Consider the following 24,282-nt stretch of genomic DNA (forward strand, 5'->3'; position numbering starts at 1 on the left):
ACGGCTCCGGCCAGTACGACGGCGACGTCCCCTCGGACCTCGACCCGTCGCTGCCCGAGGAGGCCACCGACCCGGCCGCCTGCGGCACGCTCGACGTCGCGCAGATGTCGATGCCGGGCGGCGGCGCCGACACCGGCGCCGGCGGCACCGCCGGCACCTCGACGACGAGCTTCGTCGTCGGCGGCGCGGCCCTCGTGGCCGCCGGCGCGGCGGGCGTCGTCGTCGCCCGTCGTCGCAGCGCCCAGCAGGGCTGAGACCCGCCCGCGCGGCGCTGACGGCGTCGCGCGCAGACGGCCCGGGTCCGGGGCAGCAGCCTCGGGCCCGGGCCGTCCTCGTCCTCCGGGCCCCGGCCCCTGCTCGACAGGAGGTCCCCGTGACCGCGGAACGTCCCCCGCGCCACCGCGCCCTGCGACGCGCCCTCCAGGGCGCGGCCGCCGGCACCTCGCTGCTGCTCCTCACCGCCCTCGTCGTCGGGGCCGGGAGCACCCGCGACGACGACACGACCACGGCGCGGTCCGGCCACCACGGGACGGTCCTCGTGAGCCCCTCCCCCAGCGGCGGCGCAGGCCCAGGCGCGGACGCGGGCACGGCCGACGGCGCGGGGGCCGGCACCGCGTCCGTGGCCCTGGCCCCGGGCACGAAGATCGGCGCCGACGGCCGCGTCGTGCACGACCACGGCGACCTCGAGGTCACCGTGATGCTCGCGGCGGACGGCGGCACCGAGGTCCTCGGCCCCGTCCGTCCGGGGGCCTCCATCTCCTTCGTCAACCACACGACGGCGGACCAGGTGCTGACGACGGATGACGGCGCCGTCCGCGTCGACGTCCCGCTGGTCCAGCTCGTCACCGTGCCGGCACCGGACCGCCCGGGCACCTACCGCTTCGTCTCGCGCACCGACCGCACGGTCACGGCCGACGTCGTCGTGACCGGCGAGGCCGCGGGCGCCGACGGTCCGGACGTCGCCGGGGGCGACGCCGCAGCCGTCGTCACCTCCGTCGAGGACGAGGGCCCGCCGACCTCGCGGTGAGGAGTCCCGGGGCGTCAGCGGCCTCGGCGGCGGCTCCCGACCGCACCGCGAGAAGGACCGTGCGGGACGCCTCACGGCACGGGCAGGACGTCCGCCACCCTCCAGGCCCCCGCCTCCCGCACGAGCGACAGCCGTGCCTGCACGTCCTCCGTCGGCGGCACCTGGTCGAGCACCTCACCGTCGTCGCCGACGAGCCGGTGGCCGGAGGTGCGCGTGCGCACGTCGACGAGCGCGGCGCCGTCCACCACCTCCGCCGGGTCCACGCGCGTCGCGGAGAGCACCTCGACCTGGAGGCCCTCGAGCCGTCCTTCCCGGGCGGCCAGGGCGGCCATCGAGCGCTCGTCCGCCGCCATCGCCGCGGACCCGGGCTCGACCGCCCGCCGCAGCACCTGCTCGTCGCGCGTGGCGAAGGCCAGCGCCCGTACGTCGGCCAGCGCCTGGACGACCGCGACCGGGTCGTCGCCGCGCAGCGTCTCCTCCTCCTGCGCCGCCTCCTCCTGCGCCGCCTCCTCCTGCGCCACCTCCTCCTGCGGGCCCGTGCGAGCCACCTCGTCCGGGGGGGCCTTGGTGGCGAGAGCGGGAGCGGGGGCCTGCGTGGTGGCCGCCGAGGACGGCGTGGCTGCGGGCCCGGGGGACGACGTCCTCGGGGCGGACGGCAGCGCCGGAGCTCCGGCGACCACCTCGCCGCCGCGGTCGGCCGTCGGGACGACCGGCAGGACCGCCGTCCCCCCGACGACGGCGAGGACCACGAGCGCGACGACGCCCGCACCACCCAGGAGCAGCGTCCCTGCCCGCGGCCGCCGCGGCCGGCGCCGTGCGGGGGTGACCGGCTCCGGCGTCGACCGACGCGCGGCCGCCCGGACGCGGTGCGTGATGACCTCGTCCGGAGGGGCCAGCGGGTCCGTCCCGACGAGGCGGACCGGCTCCGCCTCGACGGCCTCCCACGCGCGGCGCGCGAGGTCGGCGGCGGCGGGCCGGCGAGCCGGGTCGAGCTCGAGGCAGTCCTCGAGGAGGTCGACGAGGTCGAGCGGCAGGTCGGGGCGGAGCGTGACGAGCGGCGGGCGGACCTCGGGGGAGCCCGGTCGGACCCCCGTCAGGGCGTGCCAGGCGCACGCGCCGAGGGCGAAGACGTCACCGGCCGCGGTGGGGCCTCCGCCCGCCGCACGGTCGGGGTCCGCGTAGCCGGCGGTGGCGTGCACGTCGTCGTGCTCGACCGGTCGGCCGCTCCCGTCCTCCCGCCCGGGCACGGGGGCGCCGCACGAGAGCAGGGACGCCGTGCCGAGGTCACCCAGCAGCGGACGTCCGTCCGCGGCGAACAGGACGTTCCCCGGCGAGACGTCGCCGTGCACGACGCCTCCGGCGTGCAGGCGGTCCAGGACGCCGGCGAGGGGTACGAGCACGGTGACGACCTCCGCCGCGTCGAGGGCGCCCCGGCGGGCGACGAGCGCCGCGAGGCTCCCGCCGGGGGCGTGCTCGAGCACGAGGACGGTGGCGGCGCGGGGCGGCGCGGTCGCCACCACGGCGACCAGCGGGACGACGTGCTCGTCGCTCAGCGAGGCCAGCAACGACGCCTCCTGCTCCAGCCGGCGTCGCGCCGCCGCGTCACCGGCCACGGACGCACGCAGCACCTTGAGCGCCACGGGCGCGCCCTCGCCCGGCGCGGTCCCCTCGCGACGGGCCCGCCACACCTCGCCGCTGCCGCCGCGCCCGAGGCGCCGCTCGACGACGTAGCCGGTGACGACGGGCCGCTCCCCGCCCTCGTCTCGCCCGTCGCCGGCCCCCTCGGGACCGTCGTCCGGTCCGGCACCGACCGGGCAGCCGTCACCACGGCCCCCGTCCGGCCCGGGCCGGGCGGCCGGCCCGACGCCCTCGGGGACCGGCGCGGCCGCACCGGGAGGGCCGAGCGGCCAGCGCAGCGACCCACCGGCCGGCCCGAGCCGCTCCCACCAGGGACCGCCCTCCCCGCGCCCGGACCACCCCCCGTCCCCGTCGCCGTCCCCGTCGCCGTCACCGCTGCCCCTCGGGGGTCGCCCCGCCGCATGCCGTCCCGTCACGCGTGCATCCCACCCCGGGGCACGGGAGCGCCGCAGGCGTCGTCCACAGCCTCGCCCCCTCCCCCGGCATCCCCCATGGCATCCCTCCCCCGGCACCCCTCTTCCGGCACCACCCCGAGCCCGGCCGCGCCCGGCGCCACCCCCGTCCGGGCGCCGCGCGGCGGGCGGGGGCACGATGCGGGGCGTGCCCGCCGACACCCCCACCGTCCTCGCCACCTCGGGCGGCCTCCGCCCCGGTCGTCGAACCCGGCTGGAGCTCTCGGGGCTCGTCCACCACGCGGTCGAGCTGTCCGGCTGCGAGGGCCGCTCCCCCCGCGTCGTCCACCTCGGCACGGCGGGCGGCGACCAGCGATGGTTCGCGGCCGAGCTGTCCGAGGCCGCCCGGGTCGCCGGGATGGCGATGGAGCACCTCGCCCTGCTGCCGATGCCCAGCCACGACGACGTCCGCGGCCTGCTGCTCGGCGCCGACGTCGTGTGGGTCGGCGGCGGCAGCGTCGCCGGGCTGCTCGCGCTGTGGCGCCTGCACGGGCTCGCCCCCGTGCTCGAGGAGGCCTGGCGCGCCGGGGTCGTCCTCGCCGGTGTCAGCGCCGGGTCCCTGTGCTGGCACGTGGGCGGCCCGACGGACTCCTTCGGCCCGGACCTGCGCCTGGTGACGGACGCCCTCGCGCTGCTGCCCTACGGCAACGGCGTCCACTACGACTCCGAGGAGCAGCGCCGTCCGCTCGTGCAGCGTGCCGTCGCCGCCGGCGACCTGCCCCTCACGCACTGCACCGACGACGGGGCCGGGCTCGTGTACCGCGGCACCCAGCTCGTCGAGGTCGTCACCGACCGGCCGTCCGCCCGCGGGTACCGGGTCGAGCGGGACGCCACCGGCGCGAGCCCCCGCGCCGTCGAGACCGTGCTGGACGCCCGGCTGCTGCCCCAGCCCTGACGGACGGGCTCAGGTCGCGAGGTCGGGCACCCGCACGGGGACGACCTCGCCGGTGCGCGCGCTCGCGCGTGCGGCGTCCAGGACGGCCAGCACCGCGACGGCGTCGGCCGGGTCCACCGGCCACGCGCCCTCGCCGCGGACGGCCGCCGCCGCCGCGCGGTAGAGGTCGGCGTGACCGCCCGGCGGGGTCGGGACGGGCGTGCGCTCCGCGCCGCGCACGACCCACCCCGTGCACCCCGGTGCGTCGTCGAGCACGCCGGCGAAGCCGGAGACCTCGCCCTCGAACGGGACGACGACGTAGGCGCCCCCGGTGCCGAGCACCCGCGTGCGCGGGCCCGGGGCGCCGGCGGCGCTCACGGCGGACAGGTGGCTGCGCGCCCCGCCCGCGTGCCGCAGCGCCAGGAAGGTCGTGTCCTCCGCGGGCGTCAGGACGGCCGAGACCTCGGCGTACACCGACTCCACCGGCCCGAGCAGCTGCACGGCCGAGTCCACCAGGTGGCTCTGGAGGTCCAGCAGCAGGCCGCCGCCGTCGGCGGGCGGCGCGTTCTCGCGCCAGCGGTCCTTCGGGACCGGCCTCCAGCGCTCCCAGCGGCGCTCGAGCCGCAGCACGTCGCCGATCTCGCCCGCGGCGAGCACCGCGGCGAGCGCCCGCTGCTCGTCGTCCCAGCGCCGGTTCTGGAAGACCGTCAGGGGCACGTCCGCGGCCCGTGCGGCCCGCACGCACCTCGCGGCCCCGGCGGCGTCGACGGCGAGCGGCTTCTCGACGAGCACGGGCCGCCCGGCGGCGACGCAGGCGAGCACCTGCTCCTCGTGCACGCCCGTGGGGGAGGTCAGGACGACGAGGTCGACGCCGCCGCGGCCGGTGCCGGCCGCGAGCACCGCCCCCAGGTCCGGGACGACACGGGCGTCCGGGTGGTCGGCGGTCGCCGCGGCGGCACGCTCGGGCGACGACGTGGCGACGAGCGCCACGTCGAGCCCGGCCTCCTGCAGCAGCGGGGCGTGGATGCCCCGGCCCGAGCTGCCGTAGCCGACGAGGCCGACGCGCACGGCGCCGCTCACGCGGGGCCCGGTCCAGCAGCGACAACCGCGGGGACCGCCGGGCGCGGTCGGGGGCACGGGTACGGCATCCCCCGATCCTGCCGCGCCGACGGGCGATCGGGCGAGCCGCCGCCGCGGCGTACCGTCGAGCCATGCGCTTCGAGCACGTCGGGTTCGGGTCGGACGCGGTGGAGTACCGGCGCGGGTGGGACCTCCAGCGCACGGCGCACGCCGAGGTCGTCGCGGGGGCCGAGGACGTCGTCCTCCTCCTGGAGCACCAGGCGGTGTACACCGCCGGCCGGCGGACGCTGCCGCACGAGCGCCCCTTCGACGGCACGCCGGTGGTCGACGTCGACCGCGGCGGGAAGATCACCTGGCACGGCCCCGGCCAGCTCGTCGGCTACCCGATCACCCGGCTGCCGGACCCGGTCGACGTCGTCGCCTACGTCCGGCGCACCGAGCAGGTGCTCGTCGACGCGTGCGCCGATCTCGGCCTGGCCACCGAGCGGGTCGAGGGACGCAGCGGCGTCTGGGTGCTCGGCGACGGGTCGGGGCGGCCGGGCCACCGCGACCGCAAGGTGGGCGCCATCGGCATCCGCGTCGCCCAGGGCGTGACCATGCACGGCTTCGCCCTCAACTGCGACAACACCCTCGACGGCTTCGGCGGCATCGTCCCGTGCGGCATCCCGGACGCCGACGTGACGACGCTGAGCGCCGAGCTGGGCCGGGCCGTGACGGTCGCCGAGGCGCTGCCCGTCGTGGAGCGGCACCTGACGACGACCCTGCCGGCGGCCGCCCCCGCCGGGGCGGCCGCCGCGCGCTGAGCCGGCCGTCCTCACCCGCGGGAGGTGGCGCCCGTCACAGGGCCGTCACCTGCGGCATGACCCGCTCGGCGACGAGCTCGACGTGGTCGAGGTCGCCGAGGTCGAGGAACTGGCAGTACGTGCGCTGCGACCCGACCGCGGAGTAGCGGCCGATCTTCTCGACCACCTCGTCCGGCGTCCCCGCCAGGCCGTTCGCCCGGAGCTCCTCGACGTCGCGCCCGATCGCCGCGGCCCGCCGGGCGACCTCGGCGTCGTCGCGGCCGACGCAGACGACGAGCGCGCTCGACCACGTGAGCTCGCGCGCGTCCCGGCCGGCCTGCTCGCAGGCGGCGCGCACACGGCCGAACTGGGTGCGGACGTCCTCGACGGAGCCGAAGGGCAGGTTGAACTCGGAGGCGTACCGGGCCGCCAGCGCGGGGGTGCGCCGCTTGCCGCCGCCGCCGACCACGACCGGCACCGGCTGCTGCACCGGCCTGGGCAGCGCCGGGGAGTCGGAGAGCTCGTAGTGGTCGCCCGTGAAGGAGAACGTCTCCCCCGCCGACGTCCCGAGCAGCCCGGTGACGACGGCGAGCTGCTCGGCGTACCGGTCGAAGCGCTCGCGCACGTCGGGGAAAGGGATGCCGTAGGCGCGGTGCTCGGCCTCGTACCAGCCGGAGCCGAGCCCGAGCTCGACGCGGCCACCGGACATCTGGTCGACCTGCGCGACCTGGACGGCCAGCACGCCGGGGTGCCGGAACGTCGCCGACGTCACGAGCGTGCCGAGGCGGATGGTCCGCGTCTCCCGCGCCAGCCCCGCGAGCGTCGTCCACGCGTCGGTGGGGCCCGGCAGCCCGTCGCCGTCGCCCATGGCGAGGAAGTGGTCGGAGCGGAAGAAGGCGTCGTAGCCGGCCGCCTCGGCCGTGCGGGCGATCGCGAGGAGGTCGTCGTAGGTGGCGCCCTGCTGGGGCTCGGTGAATACGCGGAGGTCCATGCGCGCCATCCTGGCGCCCGTGACCGACACCGCCCCCACCCCTGACCCCGCCGACGGGACGAGCCTGCGCCCCGCCACCGCCGACCGCCTGCTCCACCTGCTGGCCCGCGAGCAGGTCGACCGCCGACTGCCGTCGGTGGTCGCGGGCCTGGTGCGCGACGGCCGCCTCGTCTGGTGGGCGGCGCGCGGGAGCACGAGCGGGCCGGGCGAGCCGCCGGCGGCCCCGGCCCCGACGACGCGCTACCGCATCGGCTCCATCACCAAGCCGCTCGTCGCCACCGCGCTCATGCGCGCCCACGACGCGGGGCTGTTCGACCTGGACGACGCGGTGGGGCGGCACCTGCCCGAGCTGGGCTCCGACCGCGCCGACGTCGGCGCCCTCACCGTGGGGCAGCTGCTCGGCCAGGCCTCCGGCCTGCAGGCGGAGAACGACGGCGCGGGGCCGTGGTGGGAGCGCACGCCGGGCGGTGACTGGGCGGCCCTCGCGCCCGCGCTCACGGCGGACGCCCGACGGCACCGCCCCGGCACGCGCTTCCACTACTCGAACACGGGCTTCGCCGTCCTCGGCGAGCTCCTCGCCCGGCTGCGGGGACGGCCGTGGCACGAGGCGCTGCAGGCCGACGTCCTCGACCCGCTGGGCATGGACCGCGCCGGGTTCCGGCGCGACGAGGACTCCGCCGCCGGCCTCGCCGTCCACCCCTGGGCCGACGTCGTCCTCCCCGAGCCCGAGCACGACGCCGGCGCGATGGCCCCCGCGGGCCAGGTCTGGGCGAGCGTGCCGGACATGGCGCGCTTCGCCGCCCTCCTCGCGGGCTCGCCGACCGCCGCCGGCGTCGTCAGCGACGAGGCGCGCCGGCTCATGACGACGCCGCAGGCGGTGGACGACCCTCGCGGCGCCGGGTGGGGCGTCGGCTACGGCCTCGGCGTCCAGGTCTGGAACCTCGCCGGGCGGCGCCTCGTCGGCCACGGCGGCTCGATGCCCGGCTTCATCGCCGGGCTGCAGGTCGACGTGGCGAGCGGCGACGGCGTCGTCGCCATGACGAGCTCGACGACCGGCTTCGGCGACCTCCCCCTGCGCCTGCTCGACACCCTCGCCGAGGCCGAGCCGCGGCTGCCCGAGCCCTGGTCCCCGAGCCCGGTCGCCGACGACGTCCTCGAGCTCGTCGGCCCCTGGTACTGGGGCCCCTCCCCGCTCGTCGTGCGCTCGGAGGCCGACGGCTTCCTCCTCGAGGGCCTCGGCCGTCCCGGCCGCTCCTCCCGCTTCCGCCGCTCCCCCACCGGGGACGGCACCTGGGTGGGCCTGGACGCCTACTATGCGGGCGAACGGCTCCGCGTGGTGCGCAGGGGCGACGGGACGCCCTCGCACCTGGACCTCTCGACGTTCCGGATGACCCGGACGCCCTACGACCCCGCGGCCGACGTCCCCGGCGGCGTCGACGAGGGCGGCTGGCGCGCCTGAGCGCGCGCCCCGGGAGGCGCCGTCGGCCCCGCTCCCCCGTCCGGGGGCGGGGCCGGCCGCCCCGTACCCTCGAGCCGTGACGGTCGCACCCGAGGGACGCAAGATGCTGCGCGTCGAGGCGCGCAACGCCGAGACGCCGATCGAGAAGAAGCCGTCGTGGATCCGCACGAAGGCGAAGATGGGCCCGGAGTACAGCGAGCTGAAGGGCCTCGTGAAGCGCGAGGGCCTGCACACGGTGTGCGAGGAGGCGGGCTGCCCCAACATCTTCGAGTGCTGGGAGGACCGCGAGGCCACCTTCCTCATCGGGGGCGAGCAGTGCTCGCGGCGCTGCGACTTCTGCCAGATCGACACCGGCCGCCCGTCCCCCCTGGACCGGGACGAGCCCCGCCGCGTGGCCGAGAGCGTCCAGGCCATGGGCCTGCGGTACGCCACCGTGACCGGCGTCGCCCGCGACGACCTCCCCGACGGCGGCGCCTGGCTCTACGCCGAGACGATCCGCGCCATCCGCACCCTGAACCCGGGCACGGGCGTGGAGATCCTCGTGCCCGACTTCAACGGTGTCCCCGAGCTCGTCGGCGAGGTGCTCGACGCCGGTCCCCAGGTCTTCGCCCACAACGTCGAGACGGTCCCGCGCATCTTCAAGCGCATCCGCCCGGCCTTCCGCTACGAGCGCTCCCTCGACGTCATCACGATGGGCCGCGACGCCGGCCACGTGACGAAGTCGAACCTGATCCTCGGCATGGGCGAGACGACCGAGGAGGTCGTCGACGCGCTGCGCGACCTGCACCGGGCCGGCTGCGACCTCGTGACGATCACCCAGTACCTGCGCCCGAGCCCGAAGCACCACCCGGTGGACCGCTGGGTGAAGCCGGAGGAGTTCGTCGAGCTGGCGGACGCCGCGCAGGAGATGGGCTTCGCCGGGGTCATGAGCGGGCCGCTCGTGCGCTCGTCCTACCGCGCCGGCCGCCTGTGGGCGGGGGCCATGAAGCGTCGCGGCGCCGTCATCCCCGAGGAGCTCTCCCACCTCGACGTCGAGCAGCCGGCGCGCCAGGAGGCCTCGAGCCTGCTCGCCCGCTCCTGACCCGCCCCGGCCCGAAGCGGGTCGTGGGCCCGGCGGCGTGCGGCCCGTATCCTCGCCCGCATGGCTCGCCGCGCACCCGCCCCGCCCACCGCCTCCACCGGGACCGCCGGGGCGGGCGACGGGGGCAGGGGCCCGCTGGCGGCGATGCGACGTCGCCGCCGGCGCCCGAAGGTCGGGCCGGACGGACGCCCCACCGGCCGCCTGGCGCAGATGCGCCAGGTCTTCGACATGACGCGGAAGGCCGACCCGTCCGTCGTCTGGTGGATGCTCGGCGTCGTCGTGGTCGTCCTGGCGCTGGCCCTGGTCATCGGCTTCGCGACCGGGCACCCGATCTACCTGCTCGTCCTCGGCATCCCGCTGGCCGTCCTCGGCGCCATGGTCGTCCTGGCGCGCAAGGCCGAACGGGCCGCCTTCGCGCAGATCGAGGGCCGACCCGGAGCCGCCGGTGCCGCGCTGCGCTCCATCCGCCGCGGCTGGGACTTCCCCGAGCAGCCCGTCGCCGTGGACCCCCGCACGCAGGACTCGGTCTTCCGCGGGCTCGGGCGCGCCGGCGTGGTCCTCGTCGGCGACGGCCCGCCGCACCGCGTGGGCAAGCTGCTCGAGGCCGAGCGGCGCAAGGTGGCCCGCGTCGTCCCCAGCGTCCCGGTCCACGTCCTGCAGGCCGGCCGCGGCGAGGACCAGGTGCCGCTCCCGAAGCTGGCGCGCCGGGTCCAGCGGCTCAAGCCGGTGATGACCAAGGGCGAGCTCTCCCAGGTGAGCAGCCGGCTGCGGGCCATCGGCGGCATGCGGATGCCCGTCCCGAAGGGCGTCGACCCGATGCGCGCCCGTCCCGACCGCAAGGCCGCGCGCGGCCGCTGACGCCGGTCCCCTGACCACGGGGTCACCGCCTACGGTGCCGCCATGGCCCTCGACCCCGCGCACACCGTCGTGGCGCTGCTGGTCCCCGTGCTCGCCCTCGCCGTCACGGCGCTGGTCCTCTACGCCGTCGTCCGGCTCGCCGTCCGTCACGGCACGCTCGACGCGCGGCGGCGGTGGCGGGGCGAGACGGGTGGTGCACCGACCCCGCCGCAGGGGTAGGCCGGGCGCGGGGGCCCGGCTCAGCGCCGCACGAGCACGGTGCCCGAGAGGCGGTCGTGCATGCCCCGCTGGTCGGCGTCCCAGATGGCCGCGGGGACGACGACGCAGAGCAGCACCGTCCGCGTCAGCGCCCGCAGCGGACCCGGCCACCCCCCGGCCAGACGCAGGACGCGCATCCCCAGGAGCAGGTGGCCCGGGCTGCCGCCCAGGGTGGCGACCCCGACGACGTGCAGCACGGCGAAGACCCCGAGCGTCGTCCACGGGTTCCCGCCGAGGAGGGCCTGCGAGACGAGCGTCGCGAGCAGCCAGTCGACGACGACACCGACCAGGCGGCGCCCGACGCGGGCCACGGACCGCGAGCCGTCGCGCGGCAGCCCGAGCCGTCGGCCCGGCAGGGCCCCGCCCGCTCCCGCGGTGCCGTCCGACCCGGTCCCCGCACGCGACGCCACGCCGCCACGCTAGCCAAGCGCGGGTCGACCCCGTCGGCGCGTCGCCCGGACTCCGCGCAACACGCCGGAAACACTGGGGACACGGGTGGGCAACGGCCTCCTCCTACGGTCTCGCCGACCGAGCAGGGGCCGCCCGCGCCACCCGGGGCCGGCTCGCCGCCGGCGACCAGCCCCCGACGACAAGCCCCCGACGACAAGCCCCCGACGACAAGCCCAGGAGTGTGGATGTTCACCACCGCCGACGAGGTCCTCGCGTACATCACGGAGAACGACGTCAAGTTCGTCGACGTCCGCTTCTGCGACCTCCCGGGGGTGATGCAGCACTTCACCGTCCCGGCCGCCTCCGTCGACGCCGACTTCTTCACGACGGGCCAGATGTTCGACGGCTCCTCGATCCGCGGGTTCCAGGCCATCCACGAGTCCGACATGAAGCTCGTGCCGGACGTCGAGACGGCGTTCGTGGACCCCTTCCGCGCGGAGAAGACGCTCGTCGTCAACTTCGGCATCGTCGACCCCTTCACCGACGAGGCGTACTCCCGCGACCCCCGCCAGATCGCCCGTCGCGCCGAGGAGTACCTGCGCTCGACCGGCATCGCGGACACGGCCTTCTTCGCGCCCGAGGCGGAGTTCTACGTCTTCGACGACGTGCGCTTCGCGACGAACCAGCACGAGAGCTACTACCACCTCGACTCGATCGAGGGCGCCTGGAACACCGGGCGCGCGGAGGAGGGCGGCAACCTCGGGCACAAGACGCCCTACAAGGGCGGCTACTTCCCCGTGCCGCCGGTGGACCACTTCGCCGACCTGCGCGACCAGATGGTCCTGGCCCTGGACGCCCTCGGCCTGCAGGTCGAGCGCGCCCACCACGAGGTCGGCACCGCGGGGCAGGCCGAGATCAACTACCGGTTCGACGAGCTGTTCAAGTCGGCCGACAAGGTCATGCTCTTCAAGTACGTCATCAAGAACGTCGCGAACCAGCACGGCAAGACGGCGACCTTCATGCCCAAGCCCCTCTTCGGCGACAACGGCTCGGGCATGCACGTGCACCAGTCGCTGTGGAAGGACGGCGAGCCGCTGTTCTTCGACGAGCGCGGCTACGGCGGCCTCTCGGACGTCGCCCGCTGGTACATCGGCGGGCTGCTCAAGCACGCGCCGTCGCTGCTCGCCTTCACCAACCCGACGGTCAACAGCTACCACCGCCTCGTCCCGGGCTACGAGGCGCCCGTCAACCTCGTGTACTCGGCGCGCAACCGCTCGGCCTGCGTCCGCATCCCGATCACGGGCAGCAACCCGAAGGCGAAGCGCATCGAGTTCCGCGTGCCGGACCCCTCGTCGAACCCGTACCTCGCCTTCGCGGCCATGCTCATGGCGGGCCTGGACGGCATCCAGAACCGCATCGAGCCGCCGGCGCCGGTGGACAAGGACCTCTACGAGCTGCCCCCGGAGGAGCACGCGGCCATCGACCAGGTCCCCGGCTCCCTCGGCGCCGTCCTCGACGAGCTCGAGCGCGACCACGAGTACCTCACCCGCGGCGGGGTCTTCACCGAGGACCTCATCGAGACCTGGATCGACTACAAGCGGACCAACGAGATCGACCCGATCCGCTTCCGCCCGCACCCCCACGAGTTCGAGATGTACTTCGACATCTGAGTCCTCGCCGGTGGGGGGGGGGGGGAGGGAGGAAGAGNGATCGACTACAAGCGGACCAACGAGATCGACCCGATCCGCTTCCGCCCGCACCCCCACGAGTTCGAGATGTACTTCGACATCTGAGTCCTCGCCGGTGCCGCAGCCCCCGACCCGTCACGGGTCGGGGGCTGCGGCACGTCCGGGAGCGACCTCAGCAGGCGACGACGACGGGCGGCGGCCGGGACGACGGGCGGCGGCAGGACGGGGGCGGCACGACAGGGGCGGCACGACGGGAGGCGGCACGATGGGGGGCGTGGGGGACGGACGGGCGGGCCCGGCGCTCGCCGTCCTCGCGACGGCCACCGCCCTGGCCATGGGGGTGTGGTTCTCGGCGACGGCCGTGGTGCCCCAGCTCACCACCGCCTGGGGGCTCACCGCGGCCGGCGGCTCCCTGCTGACGGTCGCCGTCCAGCTCGGGTTCGTCGTCGGCGCCCTGGTCTCCGCCGGGACCGGGCTCGCCGACCGCGTGCCCGCGCGCCGGCTGCTCCTGGCGGGCGCGGTGGGCGCCGCCCTCGCGAACGCCGGCCTCCTGCTCGTGGACGGCCTGGCCGGTGGTGTCCTCGTCCGCCTGGCGACCGGCGCGCTGCTCGCCCTCGTGTACCCCTCCGCGCTCAAGGAGGTGGCCACGTGGTCGCGCCGTCGGCGCGGGACGGCGATGGGGGTGATGGTCGGCGCCCTCACGCTGGGCACCGCGCTCCCGCACGCCGTCACCGCGCTCGGCGGTGGCTCCGGCGCGGCGACGGACGCCACGGGCGGCGGCGCGCCGTGGCAGGCCGTCGTCGTCGGGACCAGCGTCCTCGCCCTGGTGGGCGGGCTGCTCACGCTGCTGCTGCGTCGCCCCGGCCCGTACGCCCGGCCGCCCGCGGCGTTCGACCGACGTGCCGCCCTCGCGGCGCTGCGCCGCCGGCCCGTCGTGCTCGCCGTCCTCGGCTACGTCGGCCACATGTGGGAGCTGTACGCGATGTGGGCGTGGACGGGCGCCCTCGTCGCCGGGCTGCGCGGCGTCGGGGCGCTCGAGGACCCGGCGCGCGCGGCGGCCTGGCTGACCGCCGGCTGCCTCGCCGTCGGCGCTGCGGGCTGCGTGGCGGCCGGCCTGCTGGGCGACCGCGTCGGACGGCCGGCGACGGTCGTCCTCTGCGGCACCGCGTCGGCGGCCGCGGCCCTCGCCGTCGCCGCCGTGCGCGGCGGCCCGCTGCCCGTCGTCGTCGCCCTGCTCGCCGCCTGGGGGTTCTGGGTCGTCGCCGACTCCGCCCAGCTCTCCGCCCTGGTCACCGAGCACGCGGACCCGGACCTCGTCGGCGGCGCCGTCGCGGTGCAGATGGCGGCGGGCTACCTGACGACGGCCGTCACCGTCTGGCTCGTGCCCGTCCTCGTGGCGGCGCTCTCCTGGGGCGCGGCGCTCGCCGTCCTCGCGGCCGGCTCGCTCGCCGGGGTCACCGCCGTGCTCGTCCTGTGGCGCGACGAGCGGCGCCGGACGGGCGCACCCGCCGTCGCGCCCGGCTGAGGCCGCGGCGGCGCCAGGGCCCGGATCGGGCCCGAGGGGTCGACGCGACGGCCTCCGCCGGGGAGGATCAGCGCCCACGAGCGGGCGCCGGGACGGCGCGCGCTGCCCTCCCGAGGAGCCGCATGAGCTCGACGACGACCGCCGTGGACACGTCCGTGGACACGCTGCAGAAGGCCCTGCGGATCAACCTCGAGCCGCGCTGGTACGGCACCATCGCCGAGATCGGGGCCGGCCAGGAGGTGGCGCGCTGGTTCTTCCGCGCCGGCGGGGCCGCGGGCACCGTCGCGAAGTCGATGTCCGCCTACGACATGGCCGTCAGCGACGCCGTCTACGGGCACTCGGACCGCTACGTCTCGCGGGGTCGCCTCGAGGCGATGCTCGACCACGAGCTGGACCTCAACGTGGAGCGGCTGGGACCGACGCGGGGCGACGAGACCTGCTTCTTCGCCTTCGCCGACACCGTCGTGGCCCGCAGCTACCGCGGGGGGAACGAGTGCCACGGGTGGATGGGCGTGCGGTTCCAGGCCCACCCGGCCGACGAGCCGAGCTCGGTCGTCCTGCACGTGCGGATGCTCGACGACGAGGCGGAGCTGCAGCAGGAGGCCCTGGGCATCGTCGGCGTCAACCTCCTCCACGCCGCGTTCTTCGAGCGGTTCGAGCCCGACGCGATGGTCGAGAGCCTGCTCGACCGGCTGTCCACCGGCCGGATCGAGATCGACGTCATCTCCTTCCAGGGGATCGAGTTCCGGCACGTGGACAACCGGCTGATGGCCCTGCGCCTGGTGCAGCTGGGCCTGTCGGGCGTCGCGATGTTCGGCCCGGACGGGCAGGTGCTGCAGCCCCGCGAGGTGCTGCGCAAGCGCCCCGTCCTCGTGGAACGAGGCAGCTTCCGGCCGCCCACGGTGGTCAACATGGACATGCTCCGGTGCGCGCAGGAGAAGTTCGCCGCCGAGCCCGAGGTCGACGGCGAGCGGGTGCTTCACCTCACCGAGCTGACGATGCGGAACCTGCTCGCCGGGGGGCAGGACGTCGACCGGCGCGACTTCCTCGCCCGCGCCGACCTCCTCGGGGCCTGCGGGATGACGACGCTCATCACCGACTACGCCGACTACCACCGGCTCGCGGCGTACCTCGTGGAGCGCACCCGGGAGCGGATCGGCATCGTCATGGGGGTCCCGAGCCTGCGCGACCTCTTCGACGAGCGGGCGCACACGCACCTGCCGGGCGGCATCCTCGAGAGCTTCGGGCGGCTCTTCAAGCACGACCTCAAGCTGTTCGTCTACCCGATGCTCGACCTGGGGACCCGCGAGGTGCGCCGCGTGGGCGAGGTGCGCGTGGGGGACGAGCTGCAGCCCCTGTTCGACTACCTCGCCGGGCGGGGCAGCTTCGTCGACCTCGACACCGCCCGCGAGGACTTCCTGCCGATCCTGTCGCGGGACGTGCTGCGGCGCATCGCCGCCGGGGACGACAGCTGGGAGCCGATGGTCCCGCCCGAGGTCGCGGAGATGGTCCGTGCCCGCGGCTTCTTCGGGCACCGGCGGACGCCGGTCTGACGCGGGGCCGCACCCCTCACGCGGCGGCGAGCCAGACGAGCGGGACGACGACGAGCGTGGCCACGAGGGCGACGCCGAGGGCGAGCACGGCGAGGAGCACCCAGCCGACGACCTCGGCGGCCACGGCCACCTCCCGGCCCGGCAGGCCCTCGGCGTCGCAGCGCCGGCGGGCCCGCCGGCCGAGGACGACGCCGACGGCGGGCCCCACGACCGGCAGCGCCACGGCCAGGACGAGGGCCACGAGCGCCTCCGGCGGCGTCCCCGTCGGCGCACGGGAGACCAGCAGCGCCGCGGCGGACCCCCGCAGCAGCGGCAGCGGGCGGGCACCGGTCACACCGCATCGTCGCCCGGCGACGGCGACGGCTCCGGCCGGGACCACGCACGTCACCCGTCCGGCCCCGCCACGACGTCCCCGGCCCCGCCAGGACGTCCCCGGCCCCGCCAGGACGTCCCCGGCCCCCCGCCACGAGGTCCCGGCCGGCGCCCGTGGTGGCGCGCCGGGCCCAGCACCGCGGTGCTCAGCCGAGCCCGGCCGCGGCGACGACGACCACCCCAAGACCCACGAGCACGAGCACGACGCCGACCACGACGGTCGGGAGCTCGCGCCCCTCGACCCGGGTGCCGGGGACCGGCTGCAGCACCTCGGCGTGCTCGGGGTCCTCCGGGTCGTGCAGGACGTCGACGGGCGTGCGCTCGACCCACCAGGCCGACGCCGTCGGCCCCGCGACGGTCGTCACCGACCGTCCCTGCGCCGTCGTGAAGGTGACGACGGGGCGGAAGCCCGTGGCGGCCGTGTCCCCGCGGCCGCGCGTGCGGATCTGCGTGTCGACGACGACCCCGCGCACCCGCTGCCCGTCGGCGTGCAGCCGCCGTCGCCGCCGCGCCGCGAGGACCGCGCGTCGGGCGACGGCCGCCCCCACCACGACCAGCGCCAGGCCGAGCGCCAGGGACACGACGGCGATCGCGGGCGCCGCGCCCGCGGCCCCGGTGACCTGCGCGTCGTCCACGGACGCCACCCTGGCACGCCCCCGATCGGAGCACGCCGCCGCAGGAGGCGGGCGGTGGTGCCGATGGACGATGCGTGGAGGGCTGGGGGCGCGTGCCCGAGGTGGCGACGCCGCGGATGACGGCGGCCGTGTTCGGCGTCTTCTTCATCCTCGGGGCCGCCTCGGCGCTGAGCGTGGTGGTCGGGCTGGAGCCGTCTCCCGCCCGACGGCAGATCGTCGTGCTGGCCGTGCTCGCGCTGCTGACCGGCGCGGCCTGCGTCGGGCTGCGCAACCGCATCGGCCGTGCGGTCCTGCACGCGGTCGTCTCCGCGGGCACCGGGCTCATCGCCACGGGCGTCGTCGTGGTGCCGGAGCCCTCGGCGGCCCTCGTCTTCGCCGTCCTGCTCGTCTTCATCGCCGTCGACAGCGCCGTCTTCTTCGCCGTGCCCGCCGGTCTCGTGCACCTCGCCGTCTGCGTGGGCGCCGGGACGGCCGCCCTGCTCGCCCGGGGGGACGTGGCCCCCACGCAGGCGGTGGCGCTCGACGTCGCCCTCGTGGCCGTCGCGGCCGTGGTGCGGATCCTCGCCGTCCGGGCGTCCAGCGCCAGCGTGGACCCGCTCACCGGCCTGCCGAACCGCCGGGGGCTGGACCAGGCGCTGGAGCGCGCGGGCCTGGCCGCGGAGCGGGAGGGCGACGGCCTCGTCGTTGCGCTCCTGGACCTCGACGGCTTCGGCGCCGTCAACGACGCGCTCGGCCACGAGGCCGGGGACGCCCTCCTCGTCGAGAGCGCCCGCGCCTGGCGCGGCGCGCTGCCCCGCGACGTCGTGCTGGCCCGCGTCGGCGGGGACGAGTTCGCCGTCCTCCTGCCGGGCCGGACGGCGCCCGAGGCGGTCGCGCTGCTCGACCCCCTGTGCACGGACGCGCACCGGCCGGCCTCCGGGGGCGTCGCCGAGCGCGGACGGACGGAGAGCGCCTCCGACGTGATCCGGCGCGCCGACACGGCGCTGTACCGGGCGAAGAGCAGCGGCCACGGCCGCTGCGCCGTCGCGGACGCGGAGCTGCCGGGACGCGGCGGGTCCGCCGCCCTGGCGCGGGACCTCGCCGCAGCCCTGCGCGAGGGCGCCCTCGACGTCGTCTACCAGCCCGTGCTGCGCGCCGTCGACGGCGCCGCCCCGGCGGACCTGGACCTCGTCGGCGCCGAGGCGCTGGCGCGGTGGCACCACCCCGAGCACGGGCCCGTCTCCCCCGCCGTCTTCGTCGCCCTCGCCGAGCGCGAGGGCCTCGTGGGCGAGCTCGGCGCGGTCGTGCTCGAGCGGGCCTGCCGGGACCTGCGCGACGTCCCGGGGGCGGTGGAGCGCGGCCTCCTGCTCACGGTCAACGTCTCGGGGCTGGAGCTGCTCGACCCGCGCTACCCGCAGCACGTCGGCGAGGTGCTCGCCCGTACGGGCTGGCCCGCGCGCCTCCTCGTCCTGGAGGTCACCGAGTCGGTCGTGGAGGCGGACTCCCGCCCCGCGCTCGCCGCGCTGCGGGCGGTCGCCGCCCTCGGCGTCCACCTCGCCGTCGACGACTTCGGCACGGGCTACTCGGCGCTGAGCCGGCTCGACGACCTCGAGGCCCGCTACCTCAAGCTCGACAGCACGCTCACGGCGACGGTCCACACCTCCCCCCGTCGCGCCCGGCTGGTGCGGGCGGCGGCCGCGCTGGCGCAGTCCCTCGACATGGTCGTCATCGCCGAGGGCGTCGAGGGCCCCGAGCAGGCGCAGGTGCTCGGCGAGCTCGGCTGCCCGCTGCTGCAGGGCTACCACCTCGGGCGCCCGGGGCCGGTCGAGGCCCTCGCCGGCCGCCTGCGCACGGCGGACGACCGCGGGCGGGCGGGGAGCCCGGCCGTGGTCCCGCTCCCGCGCCGGGGCGCGACGACGGACGCGGGGGCCGGGGCGGTCTAGGCTCGGCGGCACGGACGAGCGGGTCGGGCGGCCGCGTCGTCGTGCCGGACCACCCCCGGGTGGTCGCAGGTGCGGCGCCGAGGAACGTCCGGGCTCCGCAGGGCAGGGTGGTGGGTAACGCCCACCCGGGGTGACCCGCGGGACAGTGCCACAGAGAGAAGACCGCCACGGACCGTCCTCGGAGGGACCGTGGTAAGGGTGAAACGGTGGTGCAAGAGACCACCAGCACCCCCGGTGACGGGGGTGGCTCGGCAAACCCCACCCGGAGCAAGACCAGACAGGCAGCGTCCGAGGGCGGCCCGCCCGAGCTGCCGGGTAGGTCGCTGGAGGCGTGCGGCGACGTACGCCCGAGATGGATGGTCGCCCCCTCGCCAGCGCCGGTGACGGCGGCGGGGGACAGAACCCGGCGTACAGACCCGCTCGTCCGTCCCGCACCGTGCTCCCCGCGGTGGTCGGAGTACCCGCCCCGTCTCCCCGCGTGGCGGGCCGGGCCGGCTCCGGCGGCCCTGGGCCCTGCGCTGGTCACCCGCCGTCACGATCGGGCAACACCTGCCCCCCGTCCGGGTCAGGTGGTTCCTCCCCCACCTCGCGCTGGGTAGTTTCCGCGCCGCCGGGACGCGACGGAGGGCGTCGGGCCGGCGAGCGAGAGGACACCATGAAGAACAGCACCCGCGTCCTGGTCGGCTCCGCCGGCGTGTCCGCCGTCGTGGCGGGCGTGGCGCTCACCGGGGGGACCTCGGCGTACTTCTACGACGCCGGCGGCGTCGGCGTCGGCGGCGAGGCCTGCACGCTCGAGCTCGACCTGCGCCAGCCCGTGACCGCGTCCGTCAACGAGGGCACCGGCGGCACGGAGGTCGTCCGCAGCGACGACGGCGCGTCCGTGTCCTTCGCCAACCTCGAGCCCGGCGACTCGGTGCGCGTCGTGGCCACCGCGCGCAACGCGGGCGACTGCGCGGGCGACATGTACGCCCAGCTCGGCGACCTCGAGGGCGACGACGCCTTCCTCGACGCCCTCGTCGTCACGGACGCCCGCCAGTTCGGCGTGACGCGCCGGCAGAGCGCCCCCCTCACCGAGGTCGCCGGCGGCGGCCCCGTGGCCCTCGGGGCGACCGGCGCGGGCCAGACGCAGCGCCTGACCCTCGCCTTCGAGGTCCCGCTCGGCGAGCGCGGCGACGGCAACGAGATCCAGGGCACGACCTTCGCCTTCGACCTCGACCTCGGGCTCGTGCAGACCGGCCAGTCCCCGGGCACGGACCTCGACGTCGAGGACGAGGCAGTCTGACCCGTGCGCACCGCGGGTCCCGGGCCGGTCGTCGCGCCGTGAGCGCGCCCACGACCGGCCCGGCGACCCGCCGGCCGCGGACGACGTCGCGCCCGGCCCCGCGCGGGCTGCCCGCCGTGGTCCGCGCGCTCGGGCTCGCGGTGGGCGTGGCCGCCGCGCTCGCGCTCGTCGTCGCGGCGTTCGTGCCCCGGCTCGCCGGCTGGGAGGTCTTCGCCGTCACCTCCGGGAGCATGGAGCCGGGCATCCCCGTCGGCTCCGCGGTGGCGGTCGAGCCGACGGGCGCGGACGAGGTCGCCGTCGGGGACGTCATCACCTTCCACCAGGACGGCACGGGCGGCACGACCACCCACCGGGTCGTCGCCGTGGACGCGCGCGGCGACGGCGTCTCCTTCACGACGCAGGGCGACGCCAACGCCGTGCCCGACGGGCGCGCGGTGCCCGGCGGGGCGGTCGTCGGCCGGGTGGTCGCCGACGTCCCGCTCGCCGGCTACGCCCTCGACCTGCTGTCGACCCCGCTGGGCGCCGGGCTCGCGGCGGCCGCCGTCGCCGTCGCCGTCCTCGCGCCCCGTCGCGGAGCCGACCACGGTGGCGCCGACCCCACGCCGCGGGGCGCCGGGGCTCCCCGGGCCTCGGCCTAGCCTCCGCTCATGCGGCAGATCGCGGACGACGACCGGCGGCACCGGTGGGAGAAGCGGTCGGAGTGGCCGCTGACCGCGGCGGCGCTGGTCTTCCTCGTCGCCTACGCCGTCCCCGTCCTGGACACGAGCCTGCCTCCCGACGTCGCCGACGTCGTCGGTGCGGCCGGGTGGGTCGTGTGGGGGGCCTTCCTCGTCGACTACGTCGTCCGCCTGGCCCTCAGCGAGCGCCGGTGGCGCTTCGTGCGACGCCACCCGCTCGACCTGGCCGTCGTCGTCCTGCCGCTCCTGCGACCGCTCCGCCTCCTGCGCCTCGTCACGCTGATCTCCGTGCTCAACCGCCACGCCGCGAGCAGCCTGCGGGGCCGGGTCGCGGTCTACGTGGCCGGCGCGACGACGCTCGTCGTCGTCGTGGCGGCCCTGGCGGCGCTCGACGCCGAGCGGGGAGCACCGGGCGCCCTCATCGAGACGTTCCCGCAGGCCGTGTGGTGGGCGATCACCACGGTCACCACGGTCGGCTACGGCGACTTCTACCCGGTCACCGACGAGGGCCGGGCCGTGGCGGTGGGGCTCATGGTCACCGGTGTGGCCCTGCTGGGCACCGTGACCGCCTCGCTCGCCTCGTGGCTGCTGGACCGCGTCCGCGAGGTCGAGGAGACGCAGGCGACGGCCAGCCGGCAGGACGTCGAGGCCCTCGCCGCCGAGGTGGCGGCGCTGCGGGCGGCGCTCGTCGAGCGTCGGTCGGTCGACCTGCCCTCGGCCGGACCCGCTGCCGCAGAGCACGAGTCACCGGGAGGCACGCCCGGCTGAGCGGCTGCGGGAGGCCCCTTCGGTGCCGGTGGCCCTCCGGTCGGCCGGGACCGCGCGGGGCACCCCGACGGAGCAGGCCCTCCACCCGCGCGGCCGGGCGGGGCTCACCCGCGCGGCCGCGCCTCCTGAGCAGACCGCACCCCGCGGTCGATGGTTGAGCCATGAAGCAGTCGGGGGACGGGTGCGGGTGCGCGCAGGAGTACGCCGCGCGGTGGCCGGGCATGAGCGCGGGCGAGCTGGCGCTGGTGCACGACCCGGAGTGCCCGGTCCGCCTGCGGCGCGTGCAGCCGCGGCGGCGACGCCCGGCGCCGGCACCCCGACCCGGCCGCTGAGACCGCCCGCGACGACCGCCGCTGCGACCGCCCGTCGGGGCAGGTCCCTCCCCCGGCCGGTGCGGCCGGCCCGGGGCCCGTCGCGCGGACGGCGGCCGCGGTCGGCGACGATGGCCCGGTCGTCGACGACCGGAGGAGGCGCGGGTGCGGGTGGCGGTGGTCGGCGCCGGGGTCGGCGGTCTCGCCGTCGACCGGGCGCTGCGAGCCGACGGCCACGAGGTCGTCGTGCTCGAGGAGGCGCCGACCGTGCGCGCGAGCGGCGGTGCGGTGACGCTGTGGCCGGGCTCGACCTCGGTGCTGCGGGGCCTGGGCGTCGACGCCGCCCCGCTCGGGCGCGTCCTCACCCGGATGCAGCGGCGCTCCCCCGACGGCCGCGTCCTGCTCGAGCTCGACCTCGCCGCGGCGGCCCGGGCCGCCGGGTCGGCGGTCGTCACGGCCCCCCGCGGACGCCTCGTCGACGCCCTGCTCGCGGGCGTCCCGGGCGGCGGCGGCCTCGTGCGCACGGGGTGCGCCTGCGCCGGCGTCGCGGACGGGCCGCAGGGCGCAGCGGTCGTGCTCGCGGACGGCTCGCGGGTCGTGGCCGACGTCGTCGTCGGCGCCGACGGCGCGCGCAGCGCGGTCCGCGCCGCGCTGCACGCCGACGCCCTCCTGCCGACCGGCGGCACCACCTGGCAGCTGCCCCCCTCCCCGACCGGGACGGCGCTCGACGACGGCGGGACGTGCGTGCTGCTCGTCGGACGCAGCGGCATGGTCGGCCTCAACCCCTGCGGCGACGGCCGCGTCCAGGTCTGGTGGGACGTGCGCTCGGCGCCGCGCCCGGGCGAGGCGCCGGCGGCGATGCTGGAACGGCTCTTCGGCAGCTGGCCGGTGCCGGAGTCCCGGGCCGCCCTGTCGCTCCTCGGCCGCGCTGCGGCGCAGCTGGTCCCGTACCCGCGCGGCGCCTACCGGGTGCACCGGCCGTGGGGGCGGGGTCGGGTGACCCTGCTCGGCGACGCCGCCCACGCCGTCCCCCCGTCCCTGGCACAGGGCACGAACCAGGCGCTCGCCGACGCCGCCGCCCTGGCGCGCGCCCTGCGGACGCCGGGCGCCCGGCGCGACCCGGCCTCCGCGCTGCGCGCGTACGAGCGGGCCGCCGGGCGCCGGGCCGCGCTCGTCACCGGCCTGTCCCGGCGGGAGCCGACGCTGCGCGTCGTGCCCGAGCCGCTGCTGAGGGGCGTGCCCGACCGCGCGGTCGCCGCGGTGCTGGACCGCTGGCTGCGCCTGAGCAGCGACCGCGCCGCCGCCTGAGCGCGGGTCCGGCGCCGGGCCGCGGGAGGCGGGGGGCGGGGGGCATGCCCTCGTCGGAGGCGCGCGGCCGACGCCTCGCCGTCAGGTCCGCACCCGCCGGCCCCACGGCGACCGCGGTGCCCGTGCCACCGGGCCGCTCCGGTGGAGGCGGTCGAGCTCGCGCAGGCCACGGCCGGCGTCGCGGGCGAGGTCGCCGGCCGTGGCGCGGCGCAGCGGCACGCGCAGCGGCCGGGGCAGGGCCTGACGCCCGAGGGCGACCGACCACGCGGCGGCGGCGGCGAGCACGAGCAGGGTGAAGGTCATCGGTCGGTCCTCCCGGGGCGACGGGCTGGTCTGGCGGAGCACCTCCAGGGTCTGCGGCCCGACTGCGCACGTCCAGCGGCGGATGGTGGCCAGTACCCTCCAGCTCGGCTGACCGGTCCCGACCTGCGAGGTGCTGCGTGCTCGACGTCCACCGGCTGCGCCTGCTGCTCGAGCTGCGCCGGCGCGGGACGCTCGCCGGCGTCGCCTCGGCGCTGGGCTACAGCCCGTCCGCCGTCTCGCAGCAGCTGGCCGTGCTGCAGCGGGAGGCCGGCACCCGCCTCCTCGAGCCCTCGGGTCGAGGGGTGCGCCTGACCCCGGCGGGCCGGCTGCTCGTCGAGCACGCCGAGGTGGTGCTCACGCAGCTGGAGCAGGCGGAGGCCGACCTCGCGGCGTGGGGGACGACGGCGCGGGGCCGGCTGCGGGTGGCCTCCTTCGAGTCCGTCCTCGTGTCCCTCGTCCCGGACGCGCTCAGCTGGCTGGCCGAGCACCACCCGGGGCTGCGCGTCGAGGTCGTGGAGCAGGAGCCCGGACCCGCGCTGGCGGCGCTGACGGCGCACGACGCGGACCTCGCCCTCGGCGAGGAGTACCCCGGCCTGCCGACCGCCCGCGCTCCCGACCTCGACGTCGAGGACCTCCTCCACGACGAGATGCGGCTCGCCGTCCCCGAGGACGGACCGCTCGCCGCCCGCGGGTCCCGCCTGGAGGACCACGCCGACGCCCCGTGGGTGATGGACCCGAGCAGCCTCGCCCCGGGGCGCTGGGCGCTGCTGCGCTGCCGCGGCGCCGGCTTCGAGCCGGACGTCCGGATCGAGACGAGCGACGTGCTCGTGCACGCCCAGCTCGTCGCGTCCGGCCACGCCGTCGCCCTGCTGCCGGACCTCGCCCGGGGGGCCCGGACGCCGGGGGTCCGGCTGCACCGCCTGCCCGAGCAGCCCCGGCGTCGCCTCTTCACGGCTGTCCGCCGCGGCGCGGCGGGCGACCCCGGCGTCCGTGCGCTGCGCGAGGCGCTGCACGTGGCCGTCGGGGCGGCGGCCGGCTGACCCGGCGG

The 24,282-nt window shown here is 77.4% G+C and carries 25 protein-coding genes and 1 other RNA gene; 19 read left to right on the plus strand and 7 right to left on the minus strand.

Annotation, left to right across the window (positions count from 1 at the left end; all coding sequences use genetic code 11):
- Positions 1 to 254: GVDTG sorting domain-containing protein (locus tag WDZ17_RS10080; RefSeq protein WP_339575023.1), on the plus strand; the 254-nt coding region annotated here is incomplete at its 5' end.
- A gap of 119 nt (positions 255 to 373) precedes the next feature.
- Positions 374 to 1,027 carry a hypothetical protein gene (locus WDZ17_RS10085; protein ID WP_339575024.1) on the plus strand — a complete coding sequence of 218 codons (654 nt, stop codon included), beginning with the start codon at positions 374 to 376 and terminating at the stop codon, positions 1,025 to 1,027.
- A 71-nt stretch (positions 1,028 to 1,098) separates the two neighbouring features.
- Here the strand turns inward: WDZ17_RS10085 and WDZ17_RS10090 are convergent, their stop codons facing one another.
- Positions 1,099 to 3,081, minus strand: a complete 1,983-nt coding sequence (locus tag WDZ17_RS10090; protein ID WP_339575025.1) for a serine/threonine-protein kinase — start codon at positions 3,079 to 3,081, stop codon at positions 1,099 to 1,101.
- Positions 3,082 to 3,265: 184 nt separating this feature from the next.
- On the opposite strand from WDZ17_RS10090, the gene WDZ17_RS10095 reads away from it, so the two are divergent.
- Positions 3,266 to 4,012: a Type 1 glutamine amidotransferase-like domain-containing protein gene (locus WDZ17_RS10095; protein ID WP_339575026.1), complete on the plus strand. Its 747-nt coding sequence runs from the start codon at positions 3,266 to 3,268 to the stop codon at positions 4,010 to 4,012.
- A 9-nt stretch (positions 4,013 to 4,021) separates the two neighbouring features.
- On the opposite strand, the gene WDZ17_RS10100 is transcribed toward WDZ17_RS10095, so the two are convergent.
- A complete protein-coding gene (locus WDZ17_RS10100) occupies positions 4,022 to 5,071 on the minus strand; it encodes a Gfo/Idh/MocA family protein (protein ID WP_339575027.1) in 1,050 nt (349 codons plus the stop codon).
- A 131-nt stretch (positions 5,072 to 5,202) separates the two neighbouring features.
- Between WDZ17_RS10100 and lipB the strand changes: the two genes are divergently transcribed.
- Positions 5,203 to 5,874 (plus strand): lipoyl(octanoyl) transferase LipB, encoded by a 672-nt coding sequence (gene lipB / locus WDZ17_RS10105; RefSeq protein ID WP_339575028.1) that lies wholly within the window; start codon positions 5,203 to 5,205, stop codon positions 5,872 to 5,874.
- 34 nt (positions 5,875 to 5,908) lie between these two features.
- Here the strand turns inward: lipB and WDZ17_RS10110 are convergent, their stop codons facing one another.
- Positions 5,909 to 6,844 (minus strand): LLM class F420-dependent oxidoreductase, encoded by a 936-nt coding sequence (locus tag WDZ17_RS10110; protein ID WP_339575029.1) that lies wholly within the window; start codon positions 6,842 to 6,844, stop codon positions 5,909 to 5,911.
- A gap of 19 nt (positions 6,845 to 6,863) precedes the next feature.
- On the opposite strand from WDZ17_RS10110, the gene WDZ17_RS10115 reads away from it, so the two are divergent.
- The 4 genes from WDZ17_RS10115 to WDZ17_RS10130 all read left to right on the plus strand — a co-directional run bounded on the left by WDZ17_RS10115 (position 6,864) and on the right by WDZ17_RS10130 (position 10,461).
- Positions 6,864 to 8,303, plus strand: coding sequence for a serine hydrolase domain-containing protein (locus WDZ17_RS10115; RefSeq protein WP_339575030.1), 1,440 nt, complete (start codon positions 6,864 to 6,866; stop codon positions 8,301 to 8,303).
- Between the two features lie 76 nt (positions 8,304 to 8,379).
- Positions 8,380 to 9,384: a lipoyl synthase gene (gene lipA / locus WDZ17_RS10120; RefSeq protein ID WP_339575031.1), complete on the plus strand. Its 1,005-nt coding sequence runs from the start codon at positions 8,380 to 8,382 to the stop codon at positions 9,382 to 9,384.
- A gap of 60 nt (positions 9,385 to 9,444) precedes the next feature.
- Positions 9,445 to 10,242 (plus strand): DUF4191 domain-containing protein, encoded by a 798-nt coding sequence (locus WDZ17_RS10125; protein WP_339575032.1) that lies wholly within the window; start codon positions 9,445 to 9,447, stop codon positions 10,240 to 10,242.
- A gap of 42 nt (positions 10,243 to 10,284) precedes the next feature.
- Complete coding sequence (locus tag WDZ17_RS10130) at positions 10,285 to 10,461, plus strand: hypothetical protein (RefSeq protein ID WP_339575033.1); 177 nt, start codon at positions 10,285 to 10,287, stop codon at positions 10,459 to 10,461.
- Positions 10,462 to 10,481: 20 nt separating this feature from the next.
- On the opposite strand, the gene WDZ17_RS10135 is transcribed toward WDZ17_RS10130, so the two are convergent.
- Positions 10,482 to 10,910 carry an RDD family protein gene (locus WDZ17_RS10135; RefSeq protein WP_339575034.1) on the minus strand — a complete coding sequence of 143 codons (429 nt, stop codon included), beginning with the start codon at positions 10,908 to 10,910 and terminating at the stop codon, positions 10,482 to 10,484.
- Positions 10,911 to 11,135: 225 nt separating this feature from the next.
- On the opposite strand from WDZ17_RS10135, the gene glnA reads away from it, so the two are divergent.
- From glnA to WDZ17_RS10150, 3 genes are all read left to right on the plus strand, one after another.
- A complete protein-coding gene (gene glnA / locus WDZ17_RS10140) occupies positions 11,136 to 12,560 on the plus strand; it encodes a type I glutamate--ammonia ligase (protein ID WP_339575035.1) in 1,425 nt (474 codons plus the stop codon).
- 283 nt (positions 12,561 to 12,843) lie between these two features.
- Positions 12,844 to 14,103 carry an MFS transporter gene (locus tag WDZ17_RS10145; RefSeq protein WP_422631940.1) on the plus strand — a complete coding sequence of 420 codons (1,260 nt, stop codon included), beginning with the start codon at positions 12,844 to 12,846 and terminating at the stop codon, positions 14,101 to 14,103.
- A 122-nt stretch (positions 14,104 to 14,225) separates the two neighbouring features.
- Positions 14,226 to 15,656, plus strand: coding sequence for a TonB-dependent receptor (locus tag WDZ17_RS10150; protein ID WP_339575037.1), 1,431 nt, complete (start codon positions 14,226 to 14,228; stop codon positions 15,654 to 15,656).
- Positions 15,657 to 15,672: 16 nt separating this feature from the next.
- Here WDZ17_RS10150 and WDZ17_RS10155 read toward each other — a convergent pair whose 3' ends face one another.
- Positions 15,673 to 15,990 carry a DUF4190 domain-containing protein gene (locus tag WDZ17_RS10155; RefSeq protein WP_339575038.1) on the minus strand — a complete coding sequence of 106 codons (318 nt, stop codon included), beginning with the start codon at positions 15,988 to 15,990 and terminating at the stop codon, positions 15,673 to 15,675.
- Between the two features lie 184 nt (positions 15,991 to 16,174).
- Positions 16,175 to 16,663, minus strand: coding sequence for a DUF3592 domain-containing protein (locus WDZ17_RS10160; RefSeq protein ID WP_339575039.1), 489 nt, complete (start codon positions 16,661 to 16,663; stop codon positions 16,175 to 16,177).
- A 74-nt stretch (positions 16,664 to 16,737) separates the two neighbouring features.
- Here WDZ17_RS10160 and WDZ17_RS10165 point away from each other — a divergent pair, with 74 nt between their 5' ends.
- From WDZ17_RS10165 to WDZ17_RS10195, 7 genes are all read left to right on the plus strand, one after another.
- Positions 16,738 to 18,585 carry a putative bifunctional diguanylate cyclase/phosphodiesterase gene (locus tag WDZ17_RS10165; RefSeq protein ID WP_339575040.1) on the plus strand — a complete coding sequence of 616 codons (1,848 nt, stop codon included), beginning with the start codon at positions 16,738 to 16,740 and terminating at the stop codon, positions 18,583 to 18,585.
- Positions 18,586 to 18,600: 15 nt separating this feature from the next.
- An RNA gene (rnpB, locus tag WDZ17_RS10170) (RNase P RNA component class A) lies at positions 18,601 to 19,012 on the plus strand.
- Positions 19,013 to 19,240: 228 nt separating this feature from the next.
- On the plus strand, positions 19,241 to 19,867 hold the full coding sequence (locus tag WDZ17_RS10175) for a hypothetical protein (protein WP_339575041.1): 627 nt from the start codon (positions 19,241 to 19,243) through the stop codon (positions 19,865 to 19,867).
- A gap of 38 nt (positions 19,868 to 19,905) precedes the next feature.
- Positions 19,906 to 20,505, plus strand: coding sequence for a signal peptidase I (locus WDZ17_RS10180; protein ID WP_339575042.1), 600 nt, complete (start codon positions 19,906 to 19,908; stop codon positions 20,503 to 20,505).
- 9 nt (positions 20,506 to 20,514) lie between these two features.
- The gene (locus tag WDZ17_RS10185; protein WP_339575043.1) at positions 20,515 to 21,312 is read left to right on the plus strand and encodes a potassium channel family protein; all 798 of its coding nucleotides are present in this window, start codon (positions 20,515 to 20,517) and stop codon (positions 21,310 to 21,312) included.
- 161 nt (positions 21,313 to 21,473) lie between these two features.
- Positions 21,474 to 21,644, plus strand: coding sequence for a hypothetical protein (locus WDZ17_RS10190; RefSeq protein ID WP_339575044.1), 171 nt, complete (start codon positions 21,474 to 21,476; stop codon positions 21,642 to 21,644).
- Between the two features lie 144 nt (positions 21,645 to 21,788).
- Complete coding sequence (locus WDZ17_RS10195) at positions 21,789 to 22,931, plus strand: FAD-dependent oxidoreductase (protein ID WP_339575045.1); 1,143 nt, start codon at positions 21,789 to 21,791, stop codon at positions 22,929 to 22,931.
- Positions 22,932 to 23,012: 81 nt separating this feature from the next.
- Here WDZ17_RS10195 and WDZ17_RS10200 read toward each other — a convergent pair whose 3' ends face one another.
- Complete coding sequence (locus WDZ17_RS10200; RefSeq protein ID WP_339575046.1) at positions 23,013 to 23,234, minus strand: hypothetical protein; 222 nt, start codon at positions 23,232 to 23,234, stop codon at positions 23,013 to 23,015.
- Between the two features lie 137 nt (positions 23,235 to 23,371).
- On the opposite strand from WDZ17_RS10200, the gene WDZ17_RS10205 reads away from it, so the two are divergent.
- Positions 23,372 to 24,274 (plus strand): LysR family transcriptional regulator, encoded by a 903-nt coding sequence (locus WDZ17_RS10205; RefSeq protein ID WP_339575047.1) that lies wholly within the window; start codon positions 23,372 to 23,374, stop codon positions 24,272 to 24,274.
- Positions 24,275 to 24,282 lie beyond the last annotated feature (8 nt).

This window comes from Pseudokineococcus basanitobsidens (assembly GCF_037482545.1).
Classification (GTDB): Bacteria; Actinomycetota; Actinomycetes; order Actinomycetales; family Quadrisphaeraceae; genus Pseudokineococcus; species Pseudokineococcus basanitobsidens.

Excerpts from the sequence above, each read along its gene's own strand:
- WDZ17_RS10190 (WP_339575044.1), top strand. The coding sequence starts at position 21,474 with ATGAAGCAGTCGGGGGACGGGTGCGGGTGCGCGCAGGAGTACGCCGCG.
- WDZ17_RS10145 (WP_422631940.1), top strand. The coding sequence starts at position 12,844 with ATGGGGGGCGTGGGGGACGGACGGGCGGGCCCGGCGCTCGCCGTCCTC.
- WDZ17_RS10150 (WP_339575037.1), top strand. The coding sequence starts at position 14,226 with ATGAGCTCGACGACGACCGCCGTGGACACGTCCGTGGACACGCTGCAG.
- WDZ17_RS10130 (WP_339575033.1), top strand. The coding sequence starts at position 10,285 with ATGGCCCTCGACCCCGCGCACACCGTCGTGGCGCTGCTGGTCCCCGTG.
- WDZ17_RS10200 (WP_339575046.1), bottom strand. The coding sequence starts at position 23,234 with ATGACCTTCACCCTGCTCGTGCTCGCCGCCGCCGCCGCGTGGTCGGTC.
- glnA (WP_339575035.1), top strand. The coding sequence starts at position 11,136 with ATGTTCACCACCGCCGACGAGGTCCTCGCGTACATCACGGAGAACGAC.
- WDZ17_RS10110 (WP_339575029.1), bottom strand. The coding sequence starts at position 6,844 with ATGGACCTCCGCGTATTCACCGAGCCCCAGCAGGGCGCCACCTACGAC.
- WDZ17_RS10175 (WP_339575041.1), top strand. The coding sequence starts at position 19,241 with ATGAAGAACAGCACCCGCGTCCTGGTCGGCTCCGCCGGCGTGTCCGCC.
- lipB (WP_339575028.1), top strand. The coding sequence starts at position 5,203 with ATGCGCTTCGAGCACGTCGGGTTCGGGTCGGACGCGGTGGAGTACCGG.
- WDZ17_RS10125 (WP_339575032.1), top strand. The coding sequence starts at position 9,445 with ATGGCTCGCCGCGCACCCGCCCCGCCCACCGCCTCCACCGGGACCGCC.
- WDZ17_RS10185 (WP_339575043.1), top strand. The coding sequence starts at position 20,515 with ATGCGGCAGATCGCGGACGACGACCGGCGGCACCGGTGGGAGAAGCGG.